Genomic DNA, 24,147 nt, shown 5'->3' on the forward strand with positions numbered 1-24,147 from the left:
TCCTTCTTAATAATCTTATAAAGTTTAACACAAAAGTTCTGATGATAAAATCTTTATATGCTAAGCCTTAGCTTAAGTCAAGTGAAGGAGCTTTCCAAAGATTATAGCGTCATACCTCTCTTTGAAGAGGTGCTAGCTGACACAGAAACCCCCCTCTCCCTCTTTTTGAAACTAAAAAAGCAGGAGCAGTACAACATACTTCTGGAAAGTGCAGAAGGCGGCACCAAGTGGGGAAGGTATTCCTTCATCATAAGGTCCTCCTCCCTCACCTTTAAATACAGAAAGGGATACGGTGAGGTATTAAGGAAGGGAAAAGCTTGGTGCTTTGAAAGCAAGGACCCCTTAGGTGTGCTAAAAAAACTTATAGGTGATTTTATACCATACAAAGATGATAGACTTCCAAGATTCTGGGGGGGACTTGTGGGATATATAGGCTACGATATAGCCAAGTATTACGAGCCAATAAAGGACGAAAAACCCGACCCTATTTCTACCTATGACATATTTATGGTGCTTACAGACCTTGTGGTGGTGCACGACAACCTAACTGGCAAAATAAAGATACTCTCTCCCATATTTACAGATGGAGATGTGGAGAGAGAGTACAGCAGAGCAAAAGAGACCATAGAGCTGGCAAAGGAGGACATATTTGGAAAGTGCGTCCCACCTGTCAATTACCCAGAAGGTGAGCCAGACCTCTCCCAGTGGCAATGCAACATGAGTAAGGATGAGTTTGAAAGGTTGGTCCTCAGAGCTAAGGAGTACATAGCCTCCGGTGATATTATTCAGGTGGTGCCATCCCTCAGATTTAGCAAAGTGTTTAAAGGCAAGCCCGATGACCTTTACAGGGTTTTGAGATTTTTAAATCCTTCACCCTATATGTATTACTTGGACTTTGGACATATAAAGGTTGTAGGCTCTTCGCCGGAGGTTTTGGTAAGACTTGAGGAGGGCAGAGTGGAAACAAGACCTATAGCCGGCACAAGAAGAAGGGGAAACACCGAGGAGGAGGATAGAGCTTTGGAAGAGGAGCTTTTGGCAGACCAAAAGGAGCGAGCGGAACACCTGATGCTGGTTGATCTTGCAAGGAATGACATAGGAAGAGTGGCAAAGTCTGGCACTGTAAAGGTGGAGGAATTTATGAAGGTAGAAAGATACTCTCATGTAATGCATATAGTGAGCCATGTGGTAGGTCAAATAAAAGAAGGTTTGGATGCTGTGGATGTCATAAAGGCTACCTTTCCTGCAGGAACTGTCTCTGGTGCTCCCAAGGTAAGAGCCATGCAGATTATAGAAGAGTTAGAGCCAGAGAGGAGAGGCATATACGCAGGGTCGGTGGGATACCTGTCCTTTCAGGGCAATACGGATATGGCAATAGCCATAAGAACTGCTGTTTTGAGGGGGGATGAGGTGTTTGTGCAGGCCGGGGCAGGTATAGTAGCAGACTCGGACCCAGAAAGGGAGTGGTGGGAGTGCATAAGCAAGGCAAAAGCTCTTATGAAAGCAGTTAGCATAGCGGAAGCTCATAACACATAAATGGACAGTGGGCGTAGGTTAAACATCTTCATAATCTCGTGTTTTATCATAAGTTTAAAAAGCTCATCATTTTCTTTAAACTGAGAGTACTTTTTTAAAATCTTAGCCTTTTCTTCCTTTTTTAGGCTATCCCACAACTTTTTTGTTATCATGCTTTCTACGAGCTTTAGGTTCTCTTCCGCCTCTTCTGGAGTTTTAGGCTCTTTTAGTTTTATATCTTCTAAAAAGCGTCTCACCTGCTTTAGTTTTTCCTCGTAAGTTTTTAGCCAATCTATCTTTACAGACCTTCCCTGCTGGAGAGTGTACCTATGATATGCCTTCTTTATGTTTTCAAAGGCAAAGAAAAGGGGTGTTTTGGACCTTTTTTCTGGAGGGACAGCTCTGTAAAACTCGTTTATACCTTCTTTCACCACCTGCAAGGGATATTGGGCGTCTTCCAGAAATTTTAGAAACCATATCTCCCTCGGTGAGAGAAAAAAAACATCCTTCAAAGAGAGGATACCATCTTTTAGCTCCTTGTAATAGCTCATTTTATGCTCTCCACAAGCTTGAGAAGTTCTCTGTGGCTCAAAAGTGTTCTAAAGCCTTCCCCGGTAAAGTGAGTTGGTTTGCCTTGCACCAAAGATAGCATCCTTTCCAAGGTGGGTAGGTTTCCAACCTTTAGCCTTTCGCCTATGGCGGATAAAGTGTAAAAGCCTATGGTCTGTTTTTTAGCCTCTTGGCTTATCTTTTTGATGATTTTGAGGGTTTCTCTGCTAAGAGGCAGTTTTTCCATAGCTTTTAGCATGCTTTTTAGAAGCTCCTCGTCCCATAGCTTTCCAAGCCAAAGGGGTCCAGCATAAAGGAGTTTTCCCTCACATATAGGACATGTGCTTCTTAAATTTTCCAAACTTACACCTTCTCTGTAAAGACAGCTGTTGCAGTAAATCAAGTAGCCTATGTTTTTTATAAGATGGTCTGCCTTCCTTGCCCCTACATCCTTTTTAAAAAAGGCTTTAAAGTGGTGCCTGTAAGAGTAGCAAAAGATGGGAATGAGTGCAAAATCCATCTTGGCACCCTCTTCAATAACTTTCTTTAAAAGAATTCTGATGCCTATCTCGTGATAAAACTCAGCCTCCAAAAGTGGCTTTGAGCCGTACCTTCTTATACAAGTCTGTGGATAGGTGCCAGAGAGCACAGCGGTATCAGTAGCAGAAACTCCCAAAATCCCACCTCGCTTTACAGGTAATATACCACTTTCTAAAAAGGCTATAGGTGAGCCAAAGGGGTCTACATCCACATAGTCGCAACCCCTTATCCTTCTCAAAAGGATGGACGCATCTTCTGTATGCACCTGTACCTTAGACTCATCTACACCATGCATTTTCAATAGCTTTTTAAACTCCTCCACAGCCCTTGGGTTTATGTCGTTGTATATCACCTTTGAGGCACCTGCTTCCAAGAGAAACCTCAGGCTTCTTACACCGCTTGCACCCATAGGGTCGCAAACGATAGCTCCTTCACCTACAAAAGCATAAACCACCAGCAGGCTTATATCTCTGTTTACTACCATGTGAGGATTGTAAAAGACAGGCATGCGAGAAGATACAACCTGTGGCAACTCTATGTTTAACAAAACCTTCCCTTCCTTTATCATGCTATATAAAAGCTCTTTACCGCATTCACCAAAAACTTGACTTTATTAAACTCCATATCTGGCATAAGCCCATGTCCCAAGTTAAAGATATACTTGGTTTTTCTTGGTACACATCTGAGAAGCTCCAAAGTCTTTTTAAAAATAGTCTCCTCGTCAGCATAAAGCACATGAGGGTCAAGGTTTCCCTGAAAGGCTCTATGCACGCTTCTCATACCACCAAGCATGTCCACAGTCCAGTCAACGGAGATAACATCAACGGGAAGGTCTTTGATAGCCTCTAAGAAAGAGCCTGACCCTCTGTAAAAATAAATAATAGGCACATTAAACTCCCTCTTTATACCTTCCAAGAGTTTTTTCAGATATGTCTCTGCATAATCTCTGTAGTCCTCATAAGGCAGGTACATAGCCCAGCTGTCAAATATCTGCACAAGGTCTGCACCGGCAAGTATCTGCCCTTTTAAATACTCTATCAGATTATCCACCAACAGAGACATCAAGGCGTGGTAATCTTCTTGTTTCCACATGAAGATTTTGGTATCTTTCATATCCTTCCCACCCCTTCCCTCTATTAGGTAAGACAGTAAAGTAAAAGGACCACCGCAGAAGCCTATGACTGGGACATCCTTCTGAGCTTCTTTGACGCCTTTTATTACCTCATTCACAAAATCAGTATCTTTGTATGATATCCTTTTTAAAGCCTTCACATCTCTGTCCCACGAGATAACAGGACCTTCTCCCTCTTTGAACTCAATGCAAACGCCCATTGGCTCAAGGGGGATGAGTATGTCGGAGAATATTATGACCGCATCTACATCAAGAAGCTCAAGGGGAAGAAGGCTAACCTTAACCGCAAGCTCTACATTTTTGCAAAAGCTGAGAAAATCCCTCTCCTTTTCCCTTAGCTCTCTGTACTCCTTCATGTATCTGCCAGCCTGACGCATAAGCCACACGGGGAATCTCTCAATCTTTTCTCCTCTTATACTTCTCAGGAGCAAGCTGTCTTTCATAGGGAAAAATGATAACACAGGCTTGCTACAGGACTGCCATTGCATAAAATTATTAGCTATGAGGAACTTCTTAGTTTTACCTATACTTTTGAGCCTTACACTACTCCTTTCTTGCAGTAAAAGTGGTACCAACACAAGCTCTGCCCAGATTAAAGACATCACTCCCAAGAAGGCACATAACCTTCTCATAGTAGAAAGCGAAAGCTGTATATACTGCAAGCAGCTGGACAGAGATATCAAAAGCGATCAAAATCTTCAAAAGGCTCTTGTGGGAGTTGATGTAAATAAGCTTCTTTACGAGAGCAATGCCAAGGTGCGCTACAGGTTTGGAAAAGAGGAAGGGATAAGTCAAGAGCATGAGGTAGCAAGAATGCTGGGTGTAAACTCCTTTCCGTATCTTTTCTTTTACGACCAAGAGGGTAAGATTATCCTCAGCATCCCGGGTTATATAGAGCCTAAAACCTTTGCATGTGTACTGGACTATGTGAAGGAAAACGAGTATACAAAGAAGAAGCTTCAGGACTATCTTAAAGAGAAAGGATGCGTCTAAAGCTCTTTATCTTTGACCTGGATGGCACACTCATAGACTCTTACATGGACATTGGTATGTGTGTAAATGGTGTGCTAAGAAGCATGGGAAGGCAGGAGATAGAACCAGACAGCGTAAAGAATTGGATAGGCGGAGGAGCAAGAGGACTTTTGGAAAAGCTCTTTCCCAGTGAGGAAATAGACAGAGCTTTGGAGCTTTTCAGAAAGTATTACAGAGAAAATCCTGTGGTTTACACCAAAGCATACAAAGGCATAAGGGAAGTGCTAACACACCTGAAAGCTATGGAAAAACGCCTTGCTGTAGTAACCAACAAGATGGAAGACCTATCCGTTGAAATACTAAAAAGGTTGAACCTTTATCACTATTTTGACATGGTGGTAGGGGGTGATACCTTTCCCGAAAAAAAACCTTCCCCTGTGCCTATAAAAGAGGTTTTGCGATGGCTGGGTGTAGATGCTAAAGAAGCTGTTATGATAGGAGATACGGATGCTGATGTGCGCGCAGGTAAGGATGCAGGCGTCTGGACTGCACTGGCAAATTGGGGCTATGTGAGGATGGATGGAGTAAAGCCAGACTTTGTTTTACATAAACCTGAGGACATTATAAATCTACCTGGAAGAGCTTGATTTTTGAAGTATGCCCTTTTAGAAGTTTTATACGACTCTTAGGGATTCCCAAATGATAGGATAAAAGCACTGCTATCCTTTCGTTGGCTTTGCCTTCCTGCGGTGGTTCTTTGACCGCAACCTCATAAACACTTTCTGTTATCTTCTTCACATACTCTCTTTTAGCTTTGGGTTTTGCCCTGACCTCAAGGATCACTCTTCGGAGATCTCCTTAGATATTTTGTAAGTTATAGTGTAGAGCACCACAAAACCGTCTATACCGTGCTCCCTTGCGTGAGTGACGGTGATATCTACGGGAGTTCCACCTTCCTGCTCTATGGTAGCAAGCACCTCGTTTAGCTTCTGCGTTATCTCTTTGGTAGTTCCCTCCAGGTCTATTACCAAACACCTGTATTTTTCCATGGTCTTAAATTATAATCTATGGAGAAAAAGTACGGCGAGCTGGCAATAGAATCTGCAAGGTTGGAGCCTTGGGAAAATCCAAGCCCCGAAAGGGACTATATGATAGAAATAACCTTTCCTGAGTTTTCCTGTCTCTGTCCCAGGTCTGGATACCCAGATTATGCTACCATAAAGATACGCTACATACCAGATAAGTACATAGTAGAGCTCAGGTCTTTAAAACTTTGGTTAAACAAGTTTAGAAACCGATACATCTCCCACGAGCAGGCTACCAATGAAATATACACAGCCCTTTACGAAACTTTAAGACCTAGATTCTTGGAAGTCATAGGAGACTTCAACCCGCGTGGCAATGTTCATACAGTAATAAAAGTCAGGAGTGATGGAAATTACTGAGACCTTTGCTTTTGAGAACTTTCTTTATACTGCTTAAAGCTCTGTATCCCTCCATTATCTCATCACGATAAACCTTGTAAGGTGAGAATTTATGCCTCTGATAAAGATATACTATGTATTCCACATAGGGGTATACCTCAGAACCTTTCATATGGCTCAAAAGCACTTCTGGAAGAGGTTTACCTTTCACTTTTAGAGTAGTGAGAAGCTTTTTGTAAAGATTTTCTGGCGTCTTTCTGCTGGAGATATACAGTTTGACGGTAAGGTAAAGAAGAAGTAAATACAGAGCAGGTTCAAGGACTTTTGAGATGTAGCCTTTTATATTGGCAGGTCTTAACCCCACCTTTATATCTCTGTGTAGTTTTTTGAAAAGAGAAAACTGTTTTTCTGAGGAAAAACCCACCACATTGGAGTACCAAAAGCTAACTACTGCGTCCCTAAGGAGCGAAAAGCTTGATATTTCTTTTACACCCGGTGAGACATAAGGGGGTGTTGTGTCTACTCTTATCCACCTGCCATTTATGTATGCCTCCACCCACACATGAGCCATAGAGTTGGTGATAACATAGTACTTTCCGTAATCGTTCCACACACCACCCTTAAATCCGCCCACAACTCTCGCCGGAATTCCCATAAGTCTTAGTAGTATGGCTGTGGCGCTTGCATAATACTCGCAGTTTCCCCTTTTGGAGACAAAGAGAAAGTAATCAAGAGGATTTCCCTCATACTTCTCAAGTTTGAGAGAGTATTTAAAACCCTTTGAGAAGAAACCTTCAACCCTCTTTAGCATATCCTCCTGCTTTTTAGCACCCTTTGAGAGTTCTTTAGCAAGTTCTACTATGCTACGGGATACATTCTCAGGCACTTTCGTATATTCCTGAGGATCATCGTAAAAAGGCGTGTTTGTAGATACCGCAGTGTATCTTATAGGCTTTGTGATCTCTTCAGAAGTGGCAAGCACACCTCCAGAGGACATATAGACCCTTCCTTTAAAGCCTTCTATGTTTAGCACCGCCACAGGATAGTCAAGGGCAGGCAGATATTTTTCAAAGGTAGGTTCCAGCATCACCGTATATTGAATGGGATTACCTTTTAAAGGTGGATTAGGTATTGGGTACTTTCTTGTGCTTATCCACTGGTTGCCTATGTAAGTATCAAAGACGGAAACCCTCCAGTAGAGATTCTCAAGCCCCTTTGGAAGACCATAAACCCTAAAAGCCACCGTATTGTCCTGTTGTATTTCACCAACTTTACCAAGGCTCACGCTGTCAGCTATACCAGTTTTTAGCCCAGAGTTTGCCCTTCCAAAGAGGTCAAAGAGGGGTGTTTGAGTTCTGGGAAGAAGAACAAAGAAGGGAATTGTTAGAAACGCTACTGCCAAGAAGAAGGCTCCAGAAACCAAGGCATAGCTCTTTACTACCCTGTAGCTTACCACCTTCTCCCCTATGTTTTTTTGCAAATTTATAAAAACTAAGGAAGAAACACCCAAACCTATCACTAACAAAAGAAGAAAAGCAAAACTTATACTCAAATTGTAAACCGTTGATACAGACACAGCAAAGAGACTTAAAAGCAGTATCTGATACATATCCCTTGGCTTTTTCTCTTCCAAGCTTTTTATAGCAAGGAGGAGAAGCACAGCATTGGCAAAAGGTCTAAGGAGGTCTTCAAGACTTATAAAGGAAAGAAAGTAAAGGGAAAAGATGATGGCAGAAGCGTTTAAAATCCATCTTCTTATAGGATAGAACTCTTTCACATCTGCGTATATGCCTACCGCATAGACAAAAAGGAAGATAGCAAAAAAGATACCATCCGCCACATTGTAAAGGGATGTGATACCCACAAGAGCGCAGAGATGCACAAAAAGGAGAGTTATGCGTCTAAGGCTTACCATGATATCCCCTTTTGGCAAGATAGCTCTTTATATCATCCTTTAAACTTCTTTCGGCGTATATGCGGTGTATCTCAATATCCTTTAAACTGGAAAAGATTTCCGATACTTCTTTAAGTGGGAAGACCTTGCCCTTTTCCGAGACAAAAATCTCTTCGTCCAGCACCTTTTTGCTAACACTGTCAAATCTCACCAGCTGAGGATCATAAACTGCCAAAAGGTCTTCCTTTGCCCTCTCAAACTCCTCCTTTGAATTGGTGCGAAAAACTTCTCTAAAGTGTTCCCTACCCATGAGCCTTTTTACATGTATGTCTTGGGGGTATTTTAATGCCACAGAGAGTATGTCTCCGTCCGTAAGGGTCATAAGCTTTTCCGCATTCAAAAAGTAATCGCTACCAAAAAATCTCTCTATCATTTCCAGCAAATGTATGTTGAGGATTCTAACCACCTTATGAAAGTAAACCTGAAGATACATAAAGTACCTTCCTAGGATAAAACTCTCCAAAGCCCTAAGAGCGCTTAAATTAACGGTTTTTTTGCCTTCTACCAGTTCAATGTGATTTAAGAGCCTCTCATAATCAAAAAAACCGTAAGAAGTTCCGCAAAAGTAGGCATCCCTTCTCAGATAGTCCATTCTGTCTGCTCCAAACTCACCCGTTATTATGTTGGAAAGAAGCTTTTCTGAATCATCTTGAGCCTTTTTAAAAGCCAGCTTAGCTATCAGCTGGACCTCCTCCCAAGAAAAGCCCTCCTTTTTTAGCATGTCTCCTACCTGACCCATTATCACCTTGTAGCCTATGTCTTCGTGTCCTCTGCTTCCCAGAAGCACCTCTGTAGTGTGAGAAAAGGGAGGATGCCCTATATCATGCAAGAGTCCTGCCAGCCTCACCACCCGCATGAGCCTGTCATCTTTAAAACCAAGACTTTTGTATATGCGTGTGGAAAGCTCCATGACGCCAACAGAGTGTTCAAAGCGTGTGTGCTGTGCTGAAGGAAACACCAAGTATGCAACACCTAACTGTCTTATGTATCTAAGCCTTTGGAAAAGTATAGCGTCTATAACCTTAAGCTCGTGGTCCTCCACCCTCACAAAACCGTATATAGGGTCCGAAAGGTCCTTAAACATCAATGACTTTCTTCTTTCTCCGCCTCCATATGCTTTATCTCTTTCATTGTCTGGTCAAAGTTGTAAAGCGCTACTGTAACATCTTTGAGGTGCTTGGCTGCTCTCAAGTAAGCTTCTTTCAGCTTTCCTTCGGGGAGTTTATCTGCCTTTTCAAGCAAGCCTCTATGGAATAGTAGCAAACCATTTCTGAGCTCGTTAAAGTCCATCTCTTACCTCCTTTTAACCCTCTGAGTATACCCTTCACATGGCTTAAAAACCTTTTCCAAAAAGGCTCTTTACTATCCCCTCTGCTTACAAACTCTATTTTTACACTTTCTATGGTTTTGCCCTTCTGAAGTCTCTTTAAAAGCTTTGATAGATGGCTCCTGAACTTTCCAAGGTTTATATTGTAGTAAACATCACCTAAGGGAGTTAGCTTTTTGATGCCATCGCTAATATAGGATATGGCTTGCTCGTGCTTCTGGCGTGAATAGTGTCTGTAAGCTAAAGACAGAGATATAAGGGCTTCAAAAAATGCGGATTCCTTTTTGAATCTTTCCTTTTGAAATTCACAATAACCTTCAAGCTCCTCGTAGAGTTCTTCGTTAAACATGATGGCTGATGCGTACACGGCATCGTAAGGAGTTACGCTCCTACCGTAATGGGATATTTTATTTACAACTCCCCAGTACTTAATAGCTTTAGAGCTAAGTAAATTGACATTTCTACAGTACTTTTGGTCTATCCTCATGAAATAGAATTCTCTCTCATCAATGCGGTATATGTCCTTTCCCGTGTAAGCATTTCCGTAAAGGTCGGTTATGGTAAATATGTTCATTTCTGCCAGCACATCCTTCCACGAATTTCTGTTGGTAATAAAGTTCTTGCTTGCGCATCTTAAAAACTGATCAAGTCCTACTGTAATGTTTCCTTCCTTTCTTACCAACTGTACATAGCACAAAAGGTAGAGAAGCAACTCTTTCTTGGAAGTGTCCTCCAAAACTTCAAGAAAGATGCTCTGGAGTCTATCCGTCTCCTTTATATAGTCCAGCATAATTAAAATATTAAGCCAGCCTCAAGCCTGGTGCAAGCCAGCTAAGATGGTCAGTCCTTTACGGTAAGCGCCTTCTCCTCTTTCTCCTTCTTGGCTTCAAAGTCAGAAGGCTTTATGTCCTTGAGGGCTTCCTTTACCTTCTTTTTTTCCTCTATGATAGCCTTCATTCTTTCCAGCTCTTCCTTGGTGTAGTAGCACATGACTTTCACCTCCACAAGTTGATGTCTTTTACTTTATGCCCCCTTTTGTATCACGCAATATGTTTTTTATCATGGTATTATGTAAAGGATGGTGTTCATCTGGTGGATTCTGGATACTACCGCCTCAGAAAGTCTCTCTTCTAAGGTTTGTGCCACTTCCTTTTCGTCGGTTTTTCTCAGGGCATAATTGGTGGTTATTATGGTGCTTTTCATGTGATTGTATCTGTATGAGATGATGTGGGTGATGATCTCTCTCTGCCAGTCGGATAGGCGTTCTGAGCCAAGGTCGTCAAGCGCCAAAAGGGGTGTTTTTAGTAAAAAATTCATAAGTTTTGTGTACTTTTCGTTATCTTCCATAAGACTTTTGAGTTTAAAAAGCATGTCCTTTGTATCAAAGAATAGACCTCTTATTTCCTTCTGTCTGTATACGCTTTTGAGTATGGATACCGCCAGGTGCGTCTTTCCCATGTGAGGAGGTCCAAGAAGTGTGAGACCCTTCCCTTCGGCAGGGTCAAAGCTGTAGGCATAGCTCATACATACACTCAGAGCCTCTCTCTGGGATGGCGATACTGGTTTATAGTTTTCAAACTCCGCATCTGCAAACCTTGGTGGTATGTGCAGATACTTGGATATATCTCTTCCCTGAAACCTGCACGAGCAGATTTCTACGGTGCGACCTTTGTCTACAAAGCCTGTTCCACCGCATATGGGACAAATTTCTGCCATACTTTAAAATATAGAGGTATGTTGACTTTTTTGCTTACCAACGACGATGGCTACTTTTCCGAAGGAATAAAAGCCCTCAGAGATACCCTCAAGAGCATAGGTAGGGTGGTGTGCGTAGCTCCCGATAGGAATCTGAGCGGTGTAGGACACTCTTTGACCTTTAACTCTCCACTGAGAATAAGAAGAGTGGATGAGGATTTTTGGACGGTTATTGGTGGCACACCGGCGGATTGTGTGCATCTTGGTTATTACCTCATACTGAATGGAGAAAAGCCCGATCTTTTGTGTTCTGGAATAAACGAAGGTCCCAACCTAGGGGAGGACATTACTTACTCAGGTACGGTTTCGGGTGCTATGGAGGGGAGAATTCTCGGGATTCCTTCGGTTGCCTTCTCCGCCTTTGGTAGAGACGAGATAAACTTTGAGGAGGTAGCCAAATGCGCGAAGGATGTGGTTTTAAAGGTGTTAGAAACAGGTATGCCTGAAGATACTTACCTTAATGTAAACATACCCAACCTGCGCAGGGACGAGATAAAGGGCTTTCTCATCACAAGACAAGGCAAAAGAAGTTATAAAGAAAAGGTTTTGAGGCTTTCAGACCCTCACGGAAAACCCATATATTGGATAACTGCTGAGGAATTCGGTTGGAGGCTTGAGGAAGGCACAGACTATTGGGCAGTTTATCACGGATATGTTTCCATCACCCCATTGCACCTGGACCTGACCAATTACAGAGCGTTGAAAGAGCTAAAAGACAGATGGAAGTTATAGTAAAATCATTCTTTAATGGTTGAGATTTACAAGCTTTACGGACTTAACAAAGAAGAGTATGAGCGCATAGTTGAAAAGCTTGGCAGAGAACCCAATCATGTGGAGCTTGGCATTCTTGGAGCCATGTGGTCCGAGCACTGCTCTTACAAATCTTCTAAAGCGCTTCTCAAAATGCTTCCCACCAAGTCTGATGCAGTGATTCAAGGACCAGGGGAGAACGCCGGTGTTGTTAAGATAGATGATAATGTGTGGATAGCCTTCAAAGTGGAAAGTCACAATCACCCCTCTTACATAGAACCCTTCAACGGTGCTGCAACTGGCGTGGGAGGCATCATCAGAGACATTCTCTCCATGGGTGCAAGACCAATAGCTTTGGGCGACTCTCTGAGGTTTGGACCTCTTACAGACCCAAAAACCAGACATATAATAAGAGGTGTAATAAAAGGTATAAGTCATTACGGCAACTGCATAGGTGTGCCTACCGTATGCGGTGAAACCTTCTTTGAAGAGTGCTACATAACCAACCCGCTTGTTAATGTCTTCTGTCTTGGCATCCTTCCTGCAGGGAGGATGTACACATCCAGGGCAAAAGAAGTAGGTCAGGCGCTTGTACTTTTGGGTTCCACAACGGGAAGGGATGGAGTGCACGGTGCTGTTATGGCTTCTGGGGAGTTTTCCGAAGATACCCAGTCAAAAAAATCACATGTGCAGGTGGGAGACCCTTACTTTGGCAAGAAGCTCATAGAAGCGCTAATGGATATCATTGAAAGAGACCTGGTGGTGGGTATCCAAGACCTGGGAGCGGCTGGACTTGCAGGTGCTGCATCCGAAGTGGCAAGCAAATCTAAAATGGGAGTGGAGCTCTACCTTGATAAGGTGCCTCTGAGAGAAGAAAACATGGACCCATACGAGATCCTCCTCTCGGAGAGCCAGGAGAGGATGCTTCTGATAGTAGATGAGAAGAACATAGAGCAGATAAAAGCCATAGCCCAGAGCCATCACTTGGAGTGTGAAAAGGTAGGAAAACTCACACAGGACGGATACATGAAGGTTTACTTGGGTGGTGATAAGGTGGCTGACCTTCCCATAAACCTTATTGTGGAAGAAGCTCCCGTCTATATAAGGGAGAAGAGAGAGCCTTCTTATATAAAGCAGGTGAGAGATCTCCATCAGGAAGCTCTTCCACCGGTGGATATAAAATCCTCTATAGAAAAACTCCTCTCCTCTCCCAATGTTTGTTCAAAAGAGTGGGTATACAGCCAGTATGACCATCAGGTGGGAACCAACACGGTTTTAAAACCCGGTGGTGATGCATCTATTCTGCGTATTAAGTGGCCATCAAAACCAGAGGTAAAGAGCGAAAAAATGCTGGCTATAAGTATGGAAGGAAACTCAAGGATGGTTTACTTAAATCCATACGAAGGTGGAAAGTTTATAGTGGCAGAAGTCTGCAGAAACTTAGCCTGCGTGGGAGCTAAACCTATGGGCATTACGGACTGTCTTAACTTTGGCAATCCAGAAAGACCTGAGGTCATGTGGCAGATGGAGCAAGCTATAAAAGGCATGTCAGAAGCCTGCCAGAAGCTCGGGGTGCCCATAGTCAGTGGGAATGTTTCCCTATACAACGAAACTGTTGACAGGGAAGGAATAAGAAACATATACCCAACGCCTGTAGTAGCAGGTGTGGGAGTAGTGGAAAACAGAAAGTTTGTGGACCACAAGTTCAAAGAAGAAGGAGACCTCATATTCCTTCTGGGAGACCTCAAGAGACCTTCAAAAATAGACGGGAGCGAGTTTCTAAAAGTGGTGTACGGGAAAGTTATGGGAGATGTGCCGTTGGTTGACCTTGATAAGGAAAGGAAACTCCATCAGCTTCTTTTAAAGCTCATAGAGATGGACATCATACTTTCCGCTCACGATATTTCAACAGGTGGGCTTTTGGTGTGTTTGCTGGAGTGTCTCTTTGGAACATCTCTTGGTGCTAATATTAACCTTTATACTGATGAAAGGATTGACTTCTTCCTTTTCTCTGAAAATCCTACGCGAGTGGTAGTTAGCGTAAAAAGGGAGGATGTGGAGGTCTTTAAGGATATGGTAGAGGCTCAGGGACTTGACTGGATTCTTCTGGGAAGGACCACCGATGACGGAAAGATAAAGGTGGAACTTTACGATGAGCCAGTGCTGGATGAGGAGCTAAAGAGGCTGGAGGATCTATGGAAAAACTCTCTGGAAAGAGCTTTATCGCATATCTTATAACCTTCAGCCTTTTGCTGGTGTGCGACCTTATAACCAAAGACATGGCAGAACGCTATCTTCTTAACAAAGATATAAGTTTGCTACCCTTTCTGCATTTGGTTTTGGTTTATAACAGAGGTGTAGCTTTTGGCTTCCTCTCGGATGCACCCGACTTTATAAGATTACCTATTGTGCTACTTACGCCAATTTTTGCCCTTATCCTCACCTTCCTTTATGCCATAAGGCACAACGATACAAAAAATGCCCTTCTCATGGGTATGATCGGAGGGGGAGCCATAGGGAACTTGTATGACAGATTCTTTTTGAGTTATGTGAGGGACTTTATATACATCTCTTATGGCAAGTTCTCGTGGCCTGCCTTCAACATGGCAGACATGGGTATAAGCATTGCCATCTTACTTTTGCTTCTGAGACACTTCTTTACCGGATCTGGAAAAAGGTGATAAAATAAAATATATTATTCAAGTATGGTAGATATTAAAACGGTAGAAAAGACCGCTTACCTTGCGAGGATTGAATTAAAAGAGCATGAGAAGGAAGTTCTTGGCAGGCAATTTCTTGACATACTCACCTTCGTGGAACAGCTCAAGGAGGTGAATACGGAAGGTGCAGAAGATATGGAGTATCAAGTTGGCACGCCCCTGAGGGAGGACATCCCCGGTGTGTGCCTAAGTCAAGAAGAAGCCACTTTTAACGCACCGCAGAGGGAGAAGGGATTTTTTGTAGTTCCAAGAGTTGTGGAGGTGTAATCTTATGATAGAAGAAAAGGAAACTGTTGAAAAGAGAAAAGCCCTTGAGAGTGTGCTCTCTGTGATAGAGAGAAAGTTTGGTAAAGGTTCTATAATGCCCCTAAAAAACGCGGAAAAGGTCAAGGTGGATGTTATACCTACAGGCTCTTTGTCCCTTGACATAGCAACCGGTATAGGTGGTATTCCCAAAGGCAGGATCATAGAGATCTTCGGACCCGAATCCTCCGGTAAGACTACCTTAGCTCTTCATGTGATCGCATCTGCGCAGAGGATGGGAGGAGTGGCGGTGTTCATAGATGCAGAGCACGCCCTTGACCCCAAGTATGCGGAAAAGATAGGTGTCAACACAGAGAGCCTTTACATATCTCAGCCGGATTACGGTGAGCAAGCCCTTGAGATAGTGGAAAGCTTGGTAGCCAGCAACGCAGTGGATGTAATAGTCGTAGACTCGGTGGCTGCGCTGGTGCCTAAGGACGAGCTGGAGGGAGAGATGGGAGAGGCGCATGTAGGCAAGCAGGCAAGGCTTATGTCTCAAGCTCTTAGAAAGCTCAAAGGTATGGCGCACAAAGCAAATACTGCCATAATATTCATAAATCAGCTTAGGGAAAAAATAGGCGTTATGTTTGGAAACCCAGAAACAACTCCTGGAGGAAGGGCATTAAAGTTTTTTGCGGATATGAGACTTGATGTAAGAAAGGTGGGGGACATAAAAGATAGCAATGACAAGGTGGGTAATAGGGTAAGGGTAAAGGTGGTCAAAAACAAGCTGGCACCTCCCTTCCAGGAGGCGGAGTTTGATGTGATATACGGTGAGGGCATATGCAAGCTCTGCGACCTTATAGACATTGCCACTGAACTGAAGGTCTTAAACAGAAGCGGTGCTTGGTACAGCTACGGTGAGCTAAAGCTGGGTCAGGGCAAGGACCAAGTCAAAAAGTTTTTGATGGAAAACCCTGAATTAGCCGGTGAGATAGAGCAAAAGGTTAGGGAGGTTGTGGGACTTGCTCCAGCTGATACTTAAAAAAGCAATAGAATTTGGAGCTTCTGACATTCACATAAAGTCTGGCAGCCCACCAGTCATAAGAGCCAAAAAGAGACTGATCAAGCTCTCTGATTTTCCTGTAGTGGAAGATAAGATGATGGAACTTTTCGTGAAGGAAGTTCTGGAGAAGAACAGAAGGAAGTTGGCTGAGTTTGAAGAGTTTGGTGAGACGGACACTTCTTACTCGCTTCCGGGTGTGGCACGCTTTAGGGTCAATGTGTACAAGCAGAGAAACACTTTTGGTCTCGCTTTCAGAGTTGTGCCTTTTGATGTCCCACCTTTTGAACGCCTAAATTTGCCCCAGGTGATGCGCAAAGTTATCATGGAAAACACAAAGGGTCTTGTGCTGGTGACAGGACCTACAGGGTCGGGTAAATCTACAACCCTTGCAGCCCTCATAAACATCATAAACAAGACAAGAGACTCAGTCATAGTCACCATAGAAGACCCCATTGAGTACCTCTTCAGGGACGAAAGGTCCTTCATAGTACAGAGGGAAATAGGCATAGACACCTCCTCCTTTGTAAGGGGACTCAGAGCCGCGCTCAGAGAGGACCCGGATGTTATCATGGTGGGAGAGATAAGAGACTCAGAGACTGCTCAAATATGTCTTCAAGCTGCTGAGACAGGACACCTGGTATTTTCAACCCTTCACACCCTTGATGCTAAAGAAACTATAAACAGGCTCATAGGCATGTTCAACCTTGAGGTGAGGGAGCAGATAAGGATACAGCTGGCGGAAACTCTCATAGCCATATTCTCCCAGAGACTGCTTCCAAAAGCCGACGGCAGCGGTGTGATCCCGGCGGTTGAAGTTCTCATAAACACGGCAGCCATAAAAGAAGCCATTCTTGACCCCACCAAGTTTGACGAGATACCCACTTTGCTTGAAAAGGGTAGGAGCGTTTACGGCACCCAAACCTTTGACCAGCATCTGGAAGAGCTATACAGAAAGGGGCTTATAGACTACACAACAGCTCTGCTTTTTGCCAGCAAACCCGGCGACCTTGAACTAAAGCTAAAGGGCATATCCTCCGGAACGAGGGAACTCTTCTGATGAAGATAGCCATAGATGGTCCTGCAGGGAGCGGGAAAAGCACTGTAGCCAAAGGTATATCAAAGGCACTCTCTATCCCTTACTTAGACACAGGGAGCGTCTACAGAGCCTTTGGGTACATAGCAAGGGAAAAAGGCATAAACCTTGTGGAAACTCAGGAACTCCTGTCCCTCTTTGAGGACCCACTGCTGGTAAAGATAGGTATAGCTATTACAGAAGTTTTCTACAAGGATAAAAAGCTTGAGAGAGAGCTAAAAGGTGAGGAAGTGGGAAAGTACGCTTCTTTGGTGGGTAGCGTGCCAGCCTTCAGGGAGAGGATGATAATTTTCTTTAGAAATATTGTAGGTGATGCGCAGGTGGTAGCAGAGGGAAGAGATGTAGGCACTCACATATTTCCTGACGCACCCATAAAGCTTTTTATCACTGCAAGTCCAGAGGAGCGCGCGAAAAGGCGTTTTTTGGAGCTTACCGCCGTGGGAGTAAAAACCACCTACCAGGAGGTACTTTCTGCCCTCTTGGAGAGGGACAAAAGGGATATGGAAAGACCCCTTTACCCTTTCAGACCTGCGGAGGATGCCATAATTTTAGACACCACTCACATGAGCGCTGAGGAAGTTATAGAACAAATCCTCAGTATAATTAAAGAAAAAGCACCACACCTAAGGATTTAAATCCCACACCACCATTTTTATCTCTGTGTAGTCCTCTATGGCAAACTTGGGACCCTCCCTTCCTATGCCAGAAGCTTTTACGCCTCCATAAGGCATCTGGTCTGCCCTAAAGTTGGGACCTTCGTTGATAAGCACTCCTCCCGCTTCTACCTTTCTTATAAACTCCCACGCTATGTCTATGTCTTTGGTGAATATGCTTGCCTGAAGACCGTATTCCGAGTCGTTGACGGCTCTTATGGCTTCCTCTATGTCCCTGTAGGGGTTTACCACCACCACAGGTGCGAAGGCTTCTTCCCTAAAGAGCTTGGCATGAGGTGGCAGTAGGCTAACTATGGTAGGCTCCAGCAAAGCTTTGCTTTCGGCACAGGCTACGCCACCTCTTACTAGCCTTGCACCCTCTTTTACCGCCTCGGAAAGCCACTCTTGAACCCTCTCTACCTCAGAGGTGCTTATCATGGGTCCCACATCTGTGTCTTCTTTCAGGGGGTCTCCTACCTTCAGGCTGTCTACAGCTCTTTTAAGCTCAGAAAGGTACTCATCAAAAACATCCTCATGCACAAAAACCCTCTGGACGGATATGCACACCTGTCCAGCTATGGCGTAGCCTCCCAAGACCGTTTTCTCCACAGCCTTTTTTATGTTGCCGTCTTTGTGAAGCACCAAGGCGGAGTTGGAACCCAGCTCCAGCACCACCCTCTTTATGCCAGCCTGACGGGTGATTATCTCGCCCACCCTCTTGCTGCCGGTAAAAGAGACCACCCTAACATCAGGATGGGTGGTCATGGCTCTGCCCACATCGCCGTATCCGGGAATCACGCTTATGGCTTGAGGTGGTATGCCCGCAGAAACCAAAAGTTCTGCCAGCATGAGAGGTGTGAGAGGTGTCCTCTCGGAGGGTTTTAAAAGCACCGCGTTGCCAGCAGCCAGCGCAGGTGCCACCTTATGCATAGAAAGGTTTAGGGGAAAGTTAAAGGGTGTTATGGCACAGACTATGCCTACAGGCTGCCTTATGTAAAAGCCCACCTTTCCCTTCCCGTTGGGATGAGCGTCCAGAGGCACCACCTCCCCACCTATCCTTTTAGCTTCTTCTGCGGAAAATATCAGCGTCTGGATGGCTCTTTGGACTTCCGTCCTTGCCTCCCTTATGGTTTTTCCCACCTCCAGCACCAAGCTTTTGGCAAACTCCTCTGCTCTCTCTTGGAGCATCAGCGAGGCTCTCATGAGGATGGAATACCTTTCGTAAGCGGTCATGGAGGAGAGCTTTTTAAAGCCTTCCTTGGCTACCTTTATAGCCTCTTGCACATGAGCCTCTGTGCCTTTAAACACTTTGCCCACCAGCTCACCCGTGTAGGGATAGCGCACTTCTATAAGCTCATCGCTTTGCCAATACCTGCCACCAATAAAGGGTCCCTTTTCCTTCATATTATTATTTTAAAGTAGCGCTCTTGGGACTAAAATTCTCTGAGTAAAGAGCGCACAGCTCCTCCTTACTAAGCTCCAGCTTTTCAAGTCCCCTTCTGGCATACTCCCTTACGCTGGAGGTAGTAATTCCCATACGCTCAGAGACAACCTCGTAAGAGCATCCTTCCAAAAGCATGCTCAGCACTTCCAGCTCCCTACCGCTGAGCTTTTTCTTGTTGTCCGGTATGCTCTCCTCAAGCTCTCTCAGAAAATCCTTAGGAGTTTTACGCACTTCAGGCTTTTGAGGGTCTGACTCTTTTACCTTCTCCCCAGCTTTGCCCCCCTGCGAAAAGTAGTAAAGCACAGAGAGAAACAGCGCAAGGTAACTAAACACTATGAAAAAGTCTCCGTAATACCTGGCAAGGCTTACAAAGTAGCCCGTGAGTATTCCGGCGCAGACGGCAAAAAAACCCAGCGGATAAGCCCTAAGAGGGTTTCTTAGAGAGTAGAGGCTCAGTAGGAGGAAAAAGTCCGCAAAGCCAAAGCCCAGCTGAAGGGAAAACATGCCGGCGTTTAAAAAGACATCGCCACCCATATGAAAAAGTGGGAGGGAAATCACCAGAAAAACTGACGCTAAGCTTATAAGAGCTTGCTGCGTGTATCTTTTGAGAAGCGCGTAAGATAGAAGCACGCCAAGAACGTAAAAGAGCACCTCAACACCAGAAAGGTACGCAACATTTCCATAGAACTCCATAAAACCCTTGTACATAACACCACCCACCAAGTAGAAGAAAAAGAAGAAAGGCAGAAGTCTGTAAAACTCCCTCTCCACCTTTTGCGCATTCACCTTTCCCTCCAGAGGCAAAAGCAAGACCAAAAGCCCCAGAGAGACCACAAGGTACTTTACACCACCCTCAAAAGGTGCCAAGGAAAGAGCAAAAGAGAGAAGATTACCCACCGCAAGCCCCAAAAAAGCCCAGACAGCTCCCAGCTGTAGCCTGTAGCCCACCAAGACAGCAGTGGCGGAGGAGAAAAAGCCTATGGCTGACATGACCAGCTCCTTACTGTCCACATAGGGATAGACCGCAGTCAGCAGAGCCGCAACCGCAGTGAATACATTGGCAAGAGAAAGTAGCCTCTCCCCCACAAAGAACCACAGCACAAAGCCTGCAATATGAGGCAGTAGAAAGTAGGGAAGGAAGTTAGCGCTTCCCAACAAAAAGCCAGCCATAGGAAAGGACACAAGCCACAGCACAAACCCACTCAGAGCCACCAGACCCACAGCCCAACTCCTTGTAAAAATAGCATACCACACCTCCGCGACAAGGGGTGTGACAGAGGGTGCGACAGAAGGTGTGACAAAGGGTGCGACTTGACACGACAAAAAAAGAGGCTCTAAGATATCCAAAATCTCTTTTGGGAGGTGTATCATGAAGCTGAAAGGAGCGCTTTTGGCAGGCTTGGCACTGCTGCCCTTTGCCGTGTCCTACGGCGCTTACTACGACCTTGGAACATCAGCCCCGCCAGCCTCGGTAGGTGGGTGCAACTTCGTATTTTTCAACACAGCCCCTCAGGCTGCAATTCCAGACCATACTCTTGTAAGTACCATACCCGGCGCACCCGCAGGTTACACACTCACCACATCTTATAATGTGGATAAGCGTACCGTTCCTACATCTTGGGGTACTTGGTCGCATAGCTACACCGGTCCCGTATTCTTTACGGGATTAGGGCAAACCACCCTCACGCTTACCATAAGCCCGGCGGTTGAGAGCTTTATGCTGTATGTAGAGCCTGAGGAATTTGGCACATATAACTGCACTGTGACAACTGACGCGGGGGACAACTCTGGACCAGTACCCATAACTGGGTATGCAGGAGCAAGGGGTTTTGCCTTTGTACATCCGTCGCCTGTGATAAACACCATAACCATAACCTGCGACGCTGGAGCTGATGGCTTTGCTATAGGCGAGTTTGCTGCAACTTGTAGCGCTGGCGGAGGAGCACCACCACCAAACGTTTCCAACATCACATCAGAGTTTGGAAGCAGGGATATGGTAGACTTCAAAAACGTGCCTTTACTTACCAGAAAAGGACCTGCCATAGTAAGGATAGAAAGCCAGAATGTTATCTTCATAAGCGGCATCAGGATAAACGAGTTTAGCAGACCAGCACTTCAAGGAGCGTCATTGAAGTCTAACGCTATGACAGGAGCTTTGCAGCCATCTCAGGAGCAGAACTTCATACTTGACCTGAACGCAGGAGAAAGACCTTGCGGAGCTCAGCAGTTTAACCTGTCAGGCTACTGCACAGTGGGAATAATCTTTGAGCCAAAGAGCGAAGGCAAGAAGGAAGCCTTCCTTGAGGTGTATTACAACACACCCAACCCAGTGAAAATATACATAACAGGCACGGGAGTATCTCAGCAAAGCCAGCCACAACCACAGCCATCTCCACAGCCACCCGGCGCAGGTAGCGGTGGCTCATCAGGGGGTAGCGGCTCATCTGCAGGCACAGGCGGTGGAGGCGGAGGTGGATGCTCTATGAGCTCTGGCGCAAGTCCACTTAACGCTCTTGCTTGGCTCATGCTGCCTGGTGCGGCTCTCTTTAGAAGACTGAGAAGGTCATAATTCCTTTGGGGGGCTTTTGCCTCCCCTTTTTGCTTAAAATAAGGTTATGGGTAGGATGAATCTATCTTTGTATTTGGTGACGGATGACAAGTACTTTGTGGGTAGAGACTTGGTGGACACCATAGAGAAGGCTCTTCAGGGAGGTGTCACTGCGCTTCAGTACAGGTTTAAAAACAAGAGCACCAGGCAGATGTACGAGGAGCTGCTGGTTTTGAGGGAGCTGACCAGAAGGTACGGCGCGGACCTGGTGGTCAACGACAGGGTGGACCTGGCTATGGCGGTGGGTGCTGACGGTGTGCATGTGGGCAAGGAAGACCTTCCCCCCGATGTGGTAAGAAAGATAGTGGGCGAGAGCATGTACATAGGATACTCGGTAAACAGCGTGGAGGACCTCAGGGAGGTTAACCACCTTCCCATAGACTACATAGGCTTTGGCTCTGTTTACGAGACTACCACCAAAGAGAACTACAAACTTGTAGGCATAGAGGGACTCAGGCAGGCGGTAAAGCTCACCTCCAAGCCTGTAGTAGCCATAGGCGGCATCACCTCATACAGGATGAAGGAAGTTTTACAAACTGGGGTAAAAGGTGTGGCGGTGGTTTCTGCCATACTGGGCTTTGAGGATGTGGAAAAGGCAGCCAGGACGCTGGCACAGATATACAAAAGCACCGTCAAGGAAAAATTTCTTATGCCATGAAAGTCCTCTGTTTGCTGGATGGCTCAGCCTTTATTTACAGAAGCTTTTTTGCTCTCCCACCACTTTCTACAAAGGACGGTTTTCCCACGGGAGCCATATACGGTTTTATGAGAGCTGTTTTGCACATTCTCAAGGCGGAAAAAACCAGGTGCTTTGTGGTAGCTTTTGACCATCCCGCACCCACCATAAGAAAAGAAGCCTCCAGCACCTACAAAAGCAAAAGACCCTCCATGCCCGACCCCCTAAGGCTCCAGATTCCCGTCATAAAAGAGCTTTTAAAACTTCTGGGTATTCCAGTTATAGAAGTTCCAGGTTATGAAGCTGACGATGTTATAGGTTACATAACGGAAAGAGCCCTATCTTTTGGCTTCTCGGTAAGGATATACTCACCAGACAAAGACATTCTCCAGTTGGTTTCCCAGAAGGTGCAGGTGATAAACCCCATAAGCGGTGAAGTCTTTGACATAAAGAGGGTGGAGGAGAAATTTGGCGTCAAACCCCATCTTATACCACACCTTCTGGCTCTTGTGGGAGACCAGACGGACAACATAGAGGGAGTAAAAGGCATAGGCAAAAAAACCGCTATAAAAGTTCTTGAAAAGTACGGCAGTATTGAAAACATACTGAGAAACTTTGATGATTTTAAAGCATCCTTCCCCCACGCAGACAGGGATAAGCTGGAACTATCTTACTATCTGGTAAAGCTCCAGCCACCACCAGAGCTGACCATTGAGGAAGACCAACTGTGTATGAAAGAGCCAAATATGGAAGCACTAAAAGCTAAACTGCTGGAGCTTGAAATGAAAAGCCTTATAAAGGATGTGGAAAACATCTCAAAGGTTCTCTCCCAGAGGGAGCTTTTTTAAAGTGATAAAGAGATTTTTGTTGCCCCTATCTATATCTCTTATCTTCTTGCTTCTATTTTTTAGATTTGTTCCTACGGATAAGCTGATGGAAAGCTTTAGTGGTATAAGCTCTGGCAATTTTCTACTGGCTTTTTTCTTTTACACAGTAAGTCAGGTGATAAGAAGCATAAGATGGAAGCCACTTATAAGGGAGCTCAATTTCTTGGATATATACCTTATAAACAGTGCCAACATCTTTTTAAATAATGTACTTCCCGCACGGACAGGTGAAATAAGCTGGTTTTATTACTCCAAAAAACTTGGAGTTTCCCTAAGGCTATCCACCTGGTCCTTCATTCTGGGAAGGCTGTTTGACCTTTCTGCCATTTTGACCATTGCCTTGGTGGTCTACTCTGCCGTGAAAGGGTCTTTAATAGTTTTCTTGGTTTCTTCTGCGGTGCTTTTTCTCTCCATCTTTTCTTACAAGGCTTACCTTTTTATCCCTTCCTATAGAAAGCTGAAGGACTTAAAAAATTACATAAGACAAAGCATGAATCTCAAACTTTCTCTGTACCTTCTTCTTTGCTCCCTACTTTCTGTGATTTTTAAGTTTCTCGCCATAGCCAGTTTATTAACTATGCCTTTCAACTTTTTGAGCTTTCTTTCCTTTTCTTTTGGAGAGCTTAGCACTGTATTACCTGTGCACAGCTTTATGGGCTATGGTACTTACGAGCTTAGCTTTTCCATACCTGCCAAGCTTGCCAGCAAGGATCTAAAGGAGTGGCTGATGGAAGCTTTTATAGCTCACAACTTTTTGCTTCTGTCCTCTGCACTTTACGGCATTGTGGCTATCTTCTTGCTTCACAGAAAGGTCCAATAAAATTTGTTCTTCTCTTATA

General features: G+C 44.7%; 28 protein-coding genes. 15 read left to right on the forward strand and 13 right to left on the reverse strand.

Translation table 11 applies throughout. The annotated features are described in order from the left end of the window. The first annotated feature begins 57 nt into the window (after positions 1–57). A complete protein-coding gene (gene trpE / locus HTH_RS03870) occupies positions 58–1,536 on the forward strand; it encodes an anthranilate synthase component I (protein WP_012963412.1) in 1,479 nt (492 codons plus the stop codon). Here the strand turns inward: trpE and HTH_RS03875 are convergent. From HTH_RS03875 to hemE, 3 genes are read right to left on the reverse strand one after another with little or no spacing between them, the layout of a single operon-like run. Beyond that, positions 1,524–2,066, reverse strand: a complete 543-nt coding sequence (locus HTH_RS03875; protein ID WP_012963413.1) for a hypothetical protein — start codon at positions 2,064–2,066, stop codon at positions 1,524–1,526. The two genes, trpE and HTH_RS03875, sit on opposite strands and share 13 nt — an antisense overlap. After that, positions 2,063–3,172, reverse strand: coding sequence for a tRNA (guanine(26)-N(2))-dimethyltransferase (locus HTH_RS03880; RefSeq protein ID WP_012963414.1), 1,110 nt, complete (start codon positions 3,170–3,172; stop codon positions 2,063–2,065). The genes HTH_RS03875 and HTH_RS03880 overlap by 4 nt, the downstream gene beginning before the upstream one ends. Then, positions 3,169–4,179, reverse strand: coding sequence for a uroporphyrinogen decarboxylase (hemE, locus tag HTH_RS03885; protein ID WP_012963415.1), 1,011 nt, complete (start codon positions 4,177–4,179; stop codon positions 3,169–3,171). The genes HTH_RS03880 and hemE overlap by 4 nt, the downstream gene beginning before the upstream one ends. Positions 4,180–4,237: 58 nt before the next feature. Here hemE and HTH_RS03890 point away from each other — a divergent pair, with 58 nt between their 5' ends. Further along, the gene (locus HTH_RS03890) at positions 4,238–4,729 is read left to right on the forward strand and encodes a thioredoxin family protein (RefSeq protein ID WP_012963416.1); all 492 of its coding nucleotides are present in this window, start codon (positions 4,238–4,240) and stop codon (positions 4,727–4,729) included. After that, positions 4,720–5,355: an HAD family hydrolase gene (locus HTH_RS03895; RefSeq protein WP_012963417.1), complete on the forward strand. Its 636-nt coding sequence runs from the start codon at positions 4,720–4,722 to the stop codon at positions 5,353–5,355. The genes HTH_RS03890 and HTH_RS03895 overlap by 10 nt, the downstream gene beginning before the upstream one ends. On the opposite strand, the gene HTH_RS03900 is transcribed toward HTH_RS03895, so the two are convergent. After that, entirely contained in the window at positions 5,330–5,551 is a 222-nt protein-coding gene (locus HTH_RS03900) for a DUF167 domain-containing protein (protein WP_012963418.1), read from the reverse strand. The genes HTH_RS03895 and HTH_RS03900 overlap by 26 nt on opposite strands. Continuing rightward, the gene (locus HTH_RS03905) at positions 5,548–5,757 is read right to left on the reverse strand and encodes a hypothetical protein (protein ID WP_012963419.1); all 210 of its coding nucleotides are present in this window, start codon (positions 5,755–5,757) and stop codon (positions 5,548–5,550) included. Before HTH_RS03905 ends, HTH_RS03900 begins: the two co-directional genes overlap by 4 nt. An 18-nt stretch (positions 5,758–5,775) precedes the next feature. Here HTH_RS03905 and queF point away from each other — a divergent pair, with 18 nt between their 5' ends. Further along, the gene (gene queF / locus HTH_RS03910; protein ID WP_012963420.1) at positions 5,776–6,153 is read left to right on the forward strand and encodes a preQ(1) synthase; all 378 of its coding nucleotides are present in this window, start codon (positions 5,776–5,778) and stop codon (positions 6,151–6,153) included. On the opposite strand, the gene HTH_RS03915 is transcribed toward queF, so the two are convergent. The 6 genes from HTH_RS03915 to HTH_RS03930 all read right to left on the reverse strand — a co-directional run bounded on the left by HTH_RS03915 (position 6,131) and on the right by HTH_RS03930 (position 11,129). Further along, entirely contained in the window at positions 6,131–8,047 is a 1,917-nt protein-coding gene (locus tag HTH_RS03915) for a DUF3488 and transglutaminase-like domain-containing protein (protein WP_012963421.1), read from the reverse strand. The genes queF and HTH_RS03915 overlap by 23 nt on opposite strands. Further along, a complete protein-coding gene (locus tag HTH_RS03920; RefSeq protein ID WP_012963422.1) occupies positions 8,034–9,170 on the reverse strand; it encodes an HD domain-containing protein in 1,137 nt (378 codons plus the stop codon). Before HTH_RS03920 ends, HTH_RS03915 begins: the two co-directional genes overlap by 14 nt. Then, entirely contained in the window at positions 9,170–9,328 is a 159-nt protein-coding gene (locus HTH_RS09825) for a hypothetical protein (RefSeq protein ID WP_158298093.1), read from the reverse strand. The genes HTH_RS03920 and HTH_RS09825 overlap by 1 nt, the downstream gene beginning before the upstream one ends. Beyond that, positions 9,289–10,203 (reverse strand): hypothetical protein, encoded by a 915-nt coding sequence (locus HTH_RS03925; RefSeq protein ID WP_012963423.1) that lies wholly within the window; start codon positions 10,201–10,203, stop codon positions 9,289–9,291. The genes HTH_RS09825 and HTH_RS03925 overlap by 40 nt, the downstream gene beginning before the upstream one ends. 50 nt (positions 10,204–10,253) lie before the next feature. Continuing rightward, entirely contained in the window at positions 10,254–10,403 is a 150-nt protein-coding gene (locus HTH_RS09955) for a hypothetical protein (protein WP_012963424.1), read from the reverse strand. A 69-nt stretch (positions 10,404–10,472) separates the two neighbouring features. Then, on the reverse strand, positions 10,473–11,129 hold the full coding sequence (locus HTH_RS03930; protein ID WP_012963425.1) for an ATP-binding protein: 657 nt from the start codon (positions 11,127–11,129) through the stop codon (positions 10,473–10,475). 18 nt (positions 11,130–11,147) lie between these two features. On the opposite strand from HTH_RS03930, the gene surE reads away from it, so the two are divergent. From surE to cmk, 7 genes are read left to right on the forward strand one after another with little or no spacing between them, the layout of a single operon-like run. Further along, the gene (surE, locus tag HTH_RS03935) at positions 11,148–11,900 is read left to right on the forward strand and encodes a 5'/3'-nucleotidase SurE (RefSeq protein WP_012963426.1); all 753 of its coding nucleotides are present in this window, start codon (positions 11,148–11,150) and stop codon (positions 11,898–11,900) included. 15 nt (positions 11,901–11,915) lie between these two features. Continuing rightward, a complete protein-coding gene (gene purL / locus HTH_RS03940; protein WP_012963427.1) occupies positions 11,916–14,156 on the forward strand; it encodes a phosphoribosylformylglycinamidine synthase subunit PurL in 2,241 nt (746 codons plus the stop codon). Further along, positions 14,114–14,599, forward strand: a complete 486-nt coding sequence (gene lspA, locus HTH_RS03945; protein WP_012963428.1) for a signal peptidase II — start codon at positions 14,114–14,116, stop codon at positions 14,597–14,599. Before purL ends, lspA begins: the two co-directional genes overlap by 43 nt. Before the next feature lie 24 nt (positions 14,600–14,623). Then, entirely contained in the window at positions 14,624–14,905 is a 282-nt protein-coding gene (gatC, locus tag HTH_RS03950) for an Asp-tRNA(Asn)/Glu-tRNA(Gln) amidotransferase subunit GatC (protein ID WP_012963429.1), read from the forward strand. A gap of 4 nt (positions 14,906–14,909) precedes the next feature. Then, positions 14,910–15,926 (forward strand): recombinase RecA, encoded by a 1,017-nt coding sequence (gene recA / locus HTH_RS03955; protein ID WP_012963430.1) that lies wholly within the window; start codon positions 14,910–14,912, stop codon positions 15,924–15,926. Continuing rightward, positions 15,907–17,004 carry a type IV pilus twitching motility protein PilT gene (locus HTH_RS03960; protein WP_014462589.1) on the forward strand — a complete coding sequence of 366 codons (1,098 nt, stop codon included), beginning with the start codon at positions 15,907–15,909 and terminating at the stop codon, positions 17,002–17,004. The genes recA and HTH_RS03960 overlap by 20 nt, the downstream gene beginning before the upstream one ends. Further along, positions 17,004–17,675: a (d)CMP kinase gene (cmk, locus tag HTH_RS03965; protein WP_012963432.1), complete on the forward strand. Its 672-nt coding sequence runs from the start codon at positions 17,004–17,006 to the stop codon at positions 17,673–17,675. Before HTH_RS03960 ends, cmk begins: the two co-directional genes overlap by 1 nt. Here cmk and HTH_RS03970 read toward each other — a convergent pair. Both HTH_RS03970 and HTH_RS03975 read right to left on the reverse strand, forming a co-directional pair. Beyond that, a complete protein-coding gene (locus HTH_RS03970; RefSeq protein ID WP_012963433.1) occupies positions 17,664–19,097 on the reverse strand; it encodes an aldehyde dehydrogenase family protein in 1,434 nt (477 codons plus the stop codon). The genes cmk and HTH_RS03970 overlap by 12 nt on opposite strands. 4 nt (positions 19,098–19,101) lie before the next feature. Next, complete coding sequence (locus HTH_RS03975) at positions 19,102–20,358, reverse strand: helix-turn-helix domain-containing protein (RefSeq protein ID WP_014462590.1); 1,257 nt, start codon at positions 20,356–20,358, stop codon at positions 19,102–19,104. Positions 20,359–20,506: 148 nt separating this feature from the next. On the opposite strand from HTH_RS03975, the gene HTH_RS03980 reads away from it, so the two are divergent. From HTH_RS03980 to HTH_RS03995, 4 genes are read left to right on the forward strand one after another with little or no spacing between them, the layout of a single operon-like run. Further along, positions 20,507–21,706, forward strand: a complete 1,200-nt coding sequence (locus HTH_RS03980; protein ID WP_012963435.1) for an immunoglobulin domain-containing protein — start codon at positions 20,507–20,509, stop codon at positions 21,704–21,706. Between the two features lie 46 nt (positions 21,707–21,752). Next, a complete protein-coding gene (gene thiE / locus HTH_RS03985) occupies positions 21,753–22,403 on the forward strand; it encodes a thiamine phosphate synthase (protein WP_012963436.1) in 651 nt (216 codons plus the stop codon). Beyond that, positions 22,400–23,269 (forward strand): 5'-3' exonuclease, encoded by an 870-nt coding sequence (locus tag HTH_RS03990; RefSeq protein WP_012963437.1) that lies wholly within the window; start codon positions 22,400–22,402, stop codon positions 23,267–23,269. Before thiE ends, HTH_RS03990 begins: the two co-directional genes overlap by 4 nt. Before the next feature lies 1 nt (position 23,270). Further along, on the forward strand, positions 23,271–24,128 hold the full coding sequence (locus HTH_RS03995; protein ID WP_014462591.1) for a lysylphosphatidylglycerol synthase domain-containing protein: 858 nt from the start codon (positions 23,271–23,273) through the stop codon (positions 24,126–24,128). Positions 24,129–24,147 lie beyond the last annotated feature (19 nt).

It is taken from the genome of Hydrogenobacter thermophilus TK-6 (assembly GCF_000010785.1).
GTDB lineage: Bacteria > Aquificota > Aquificia > Aquificales > Aquificaceae > Hydrogenobacter > Hydrogenobacter thermophilus.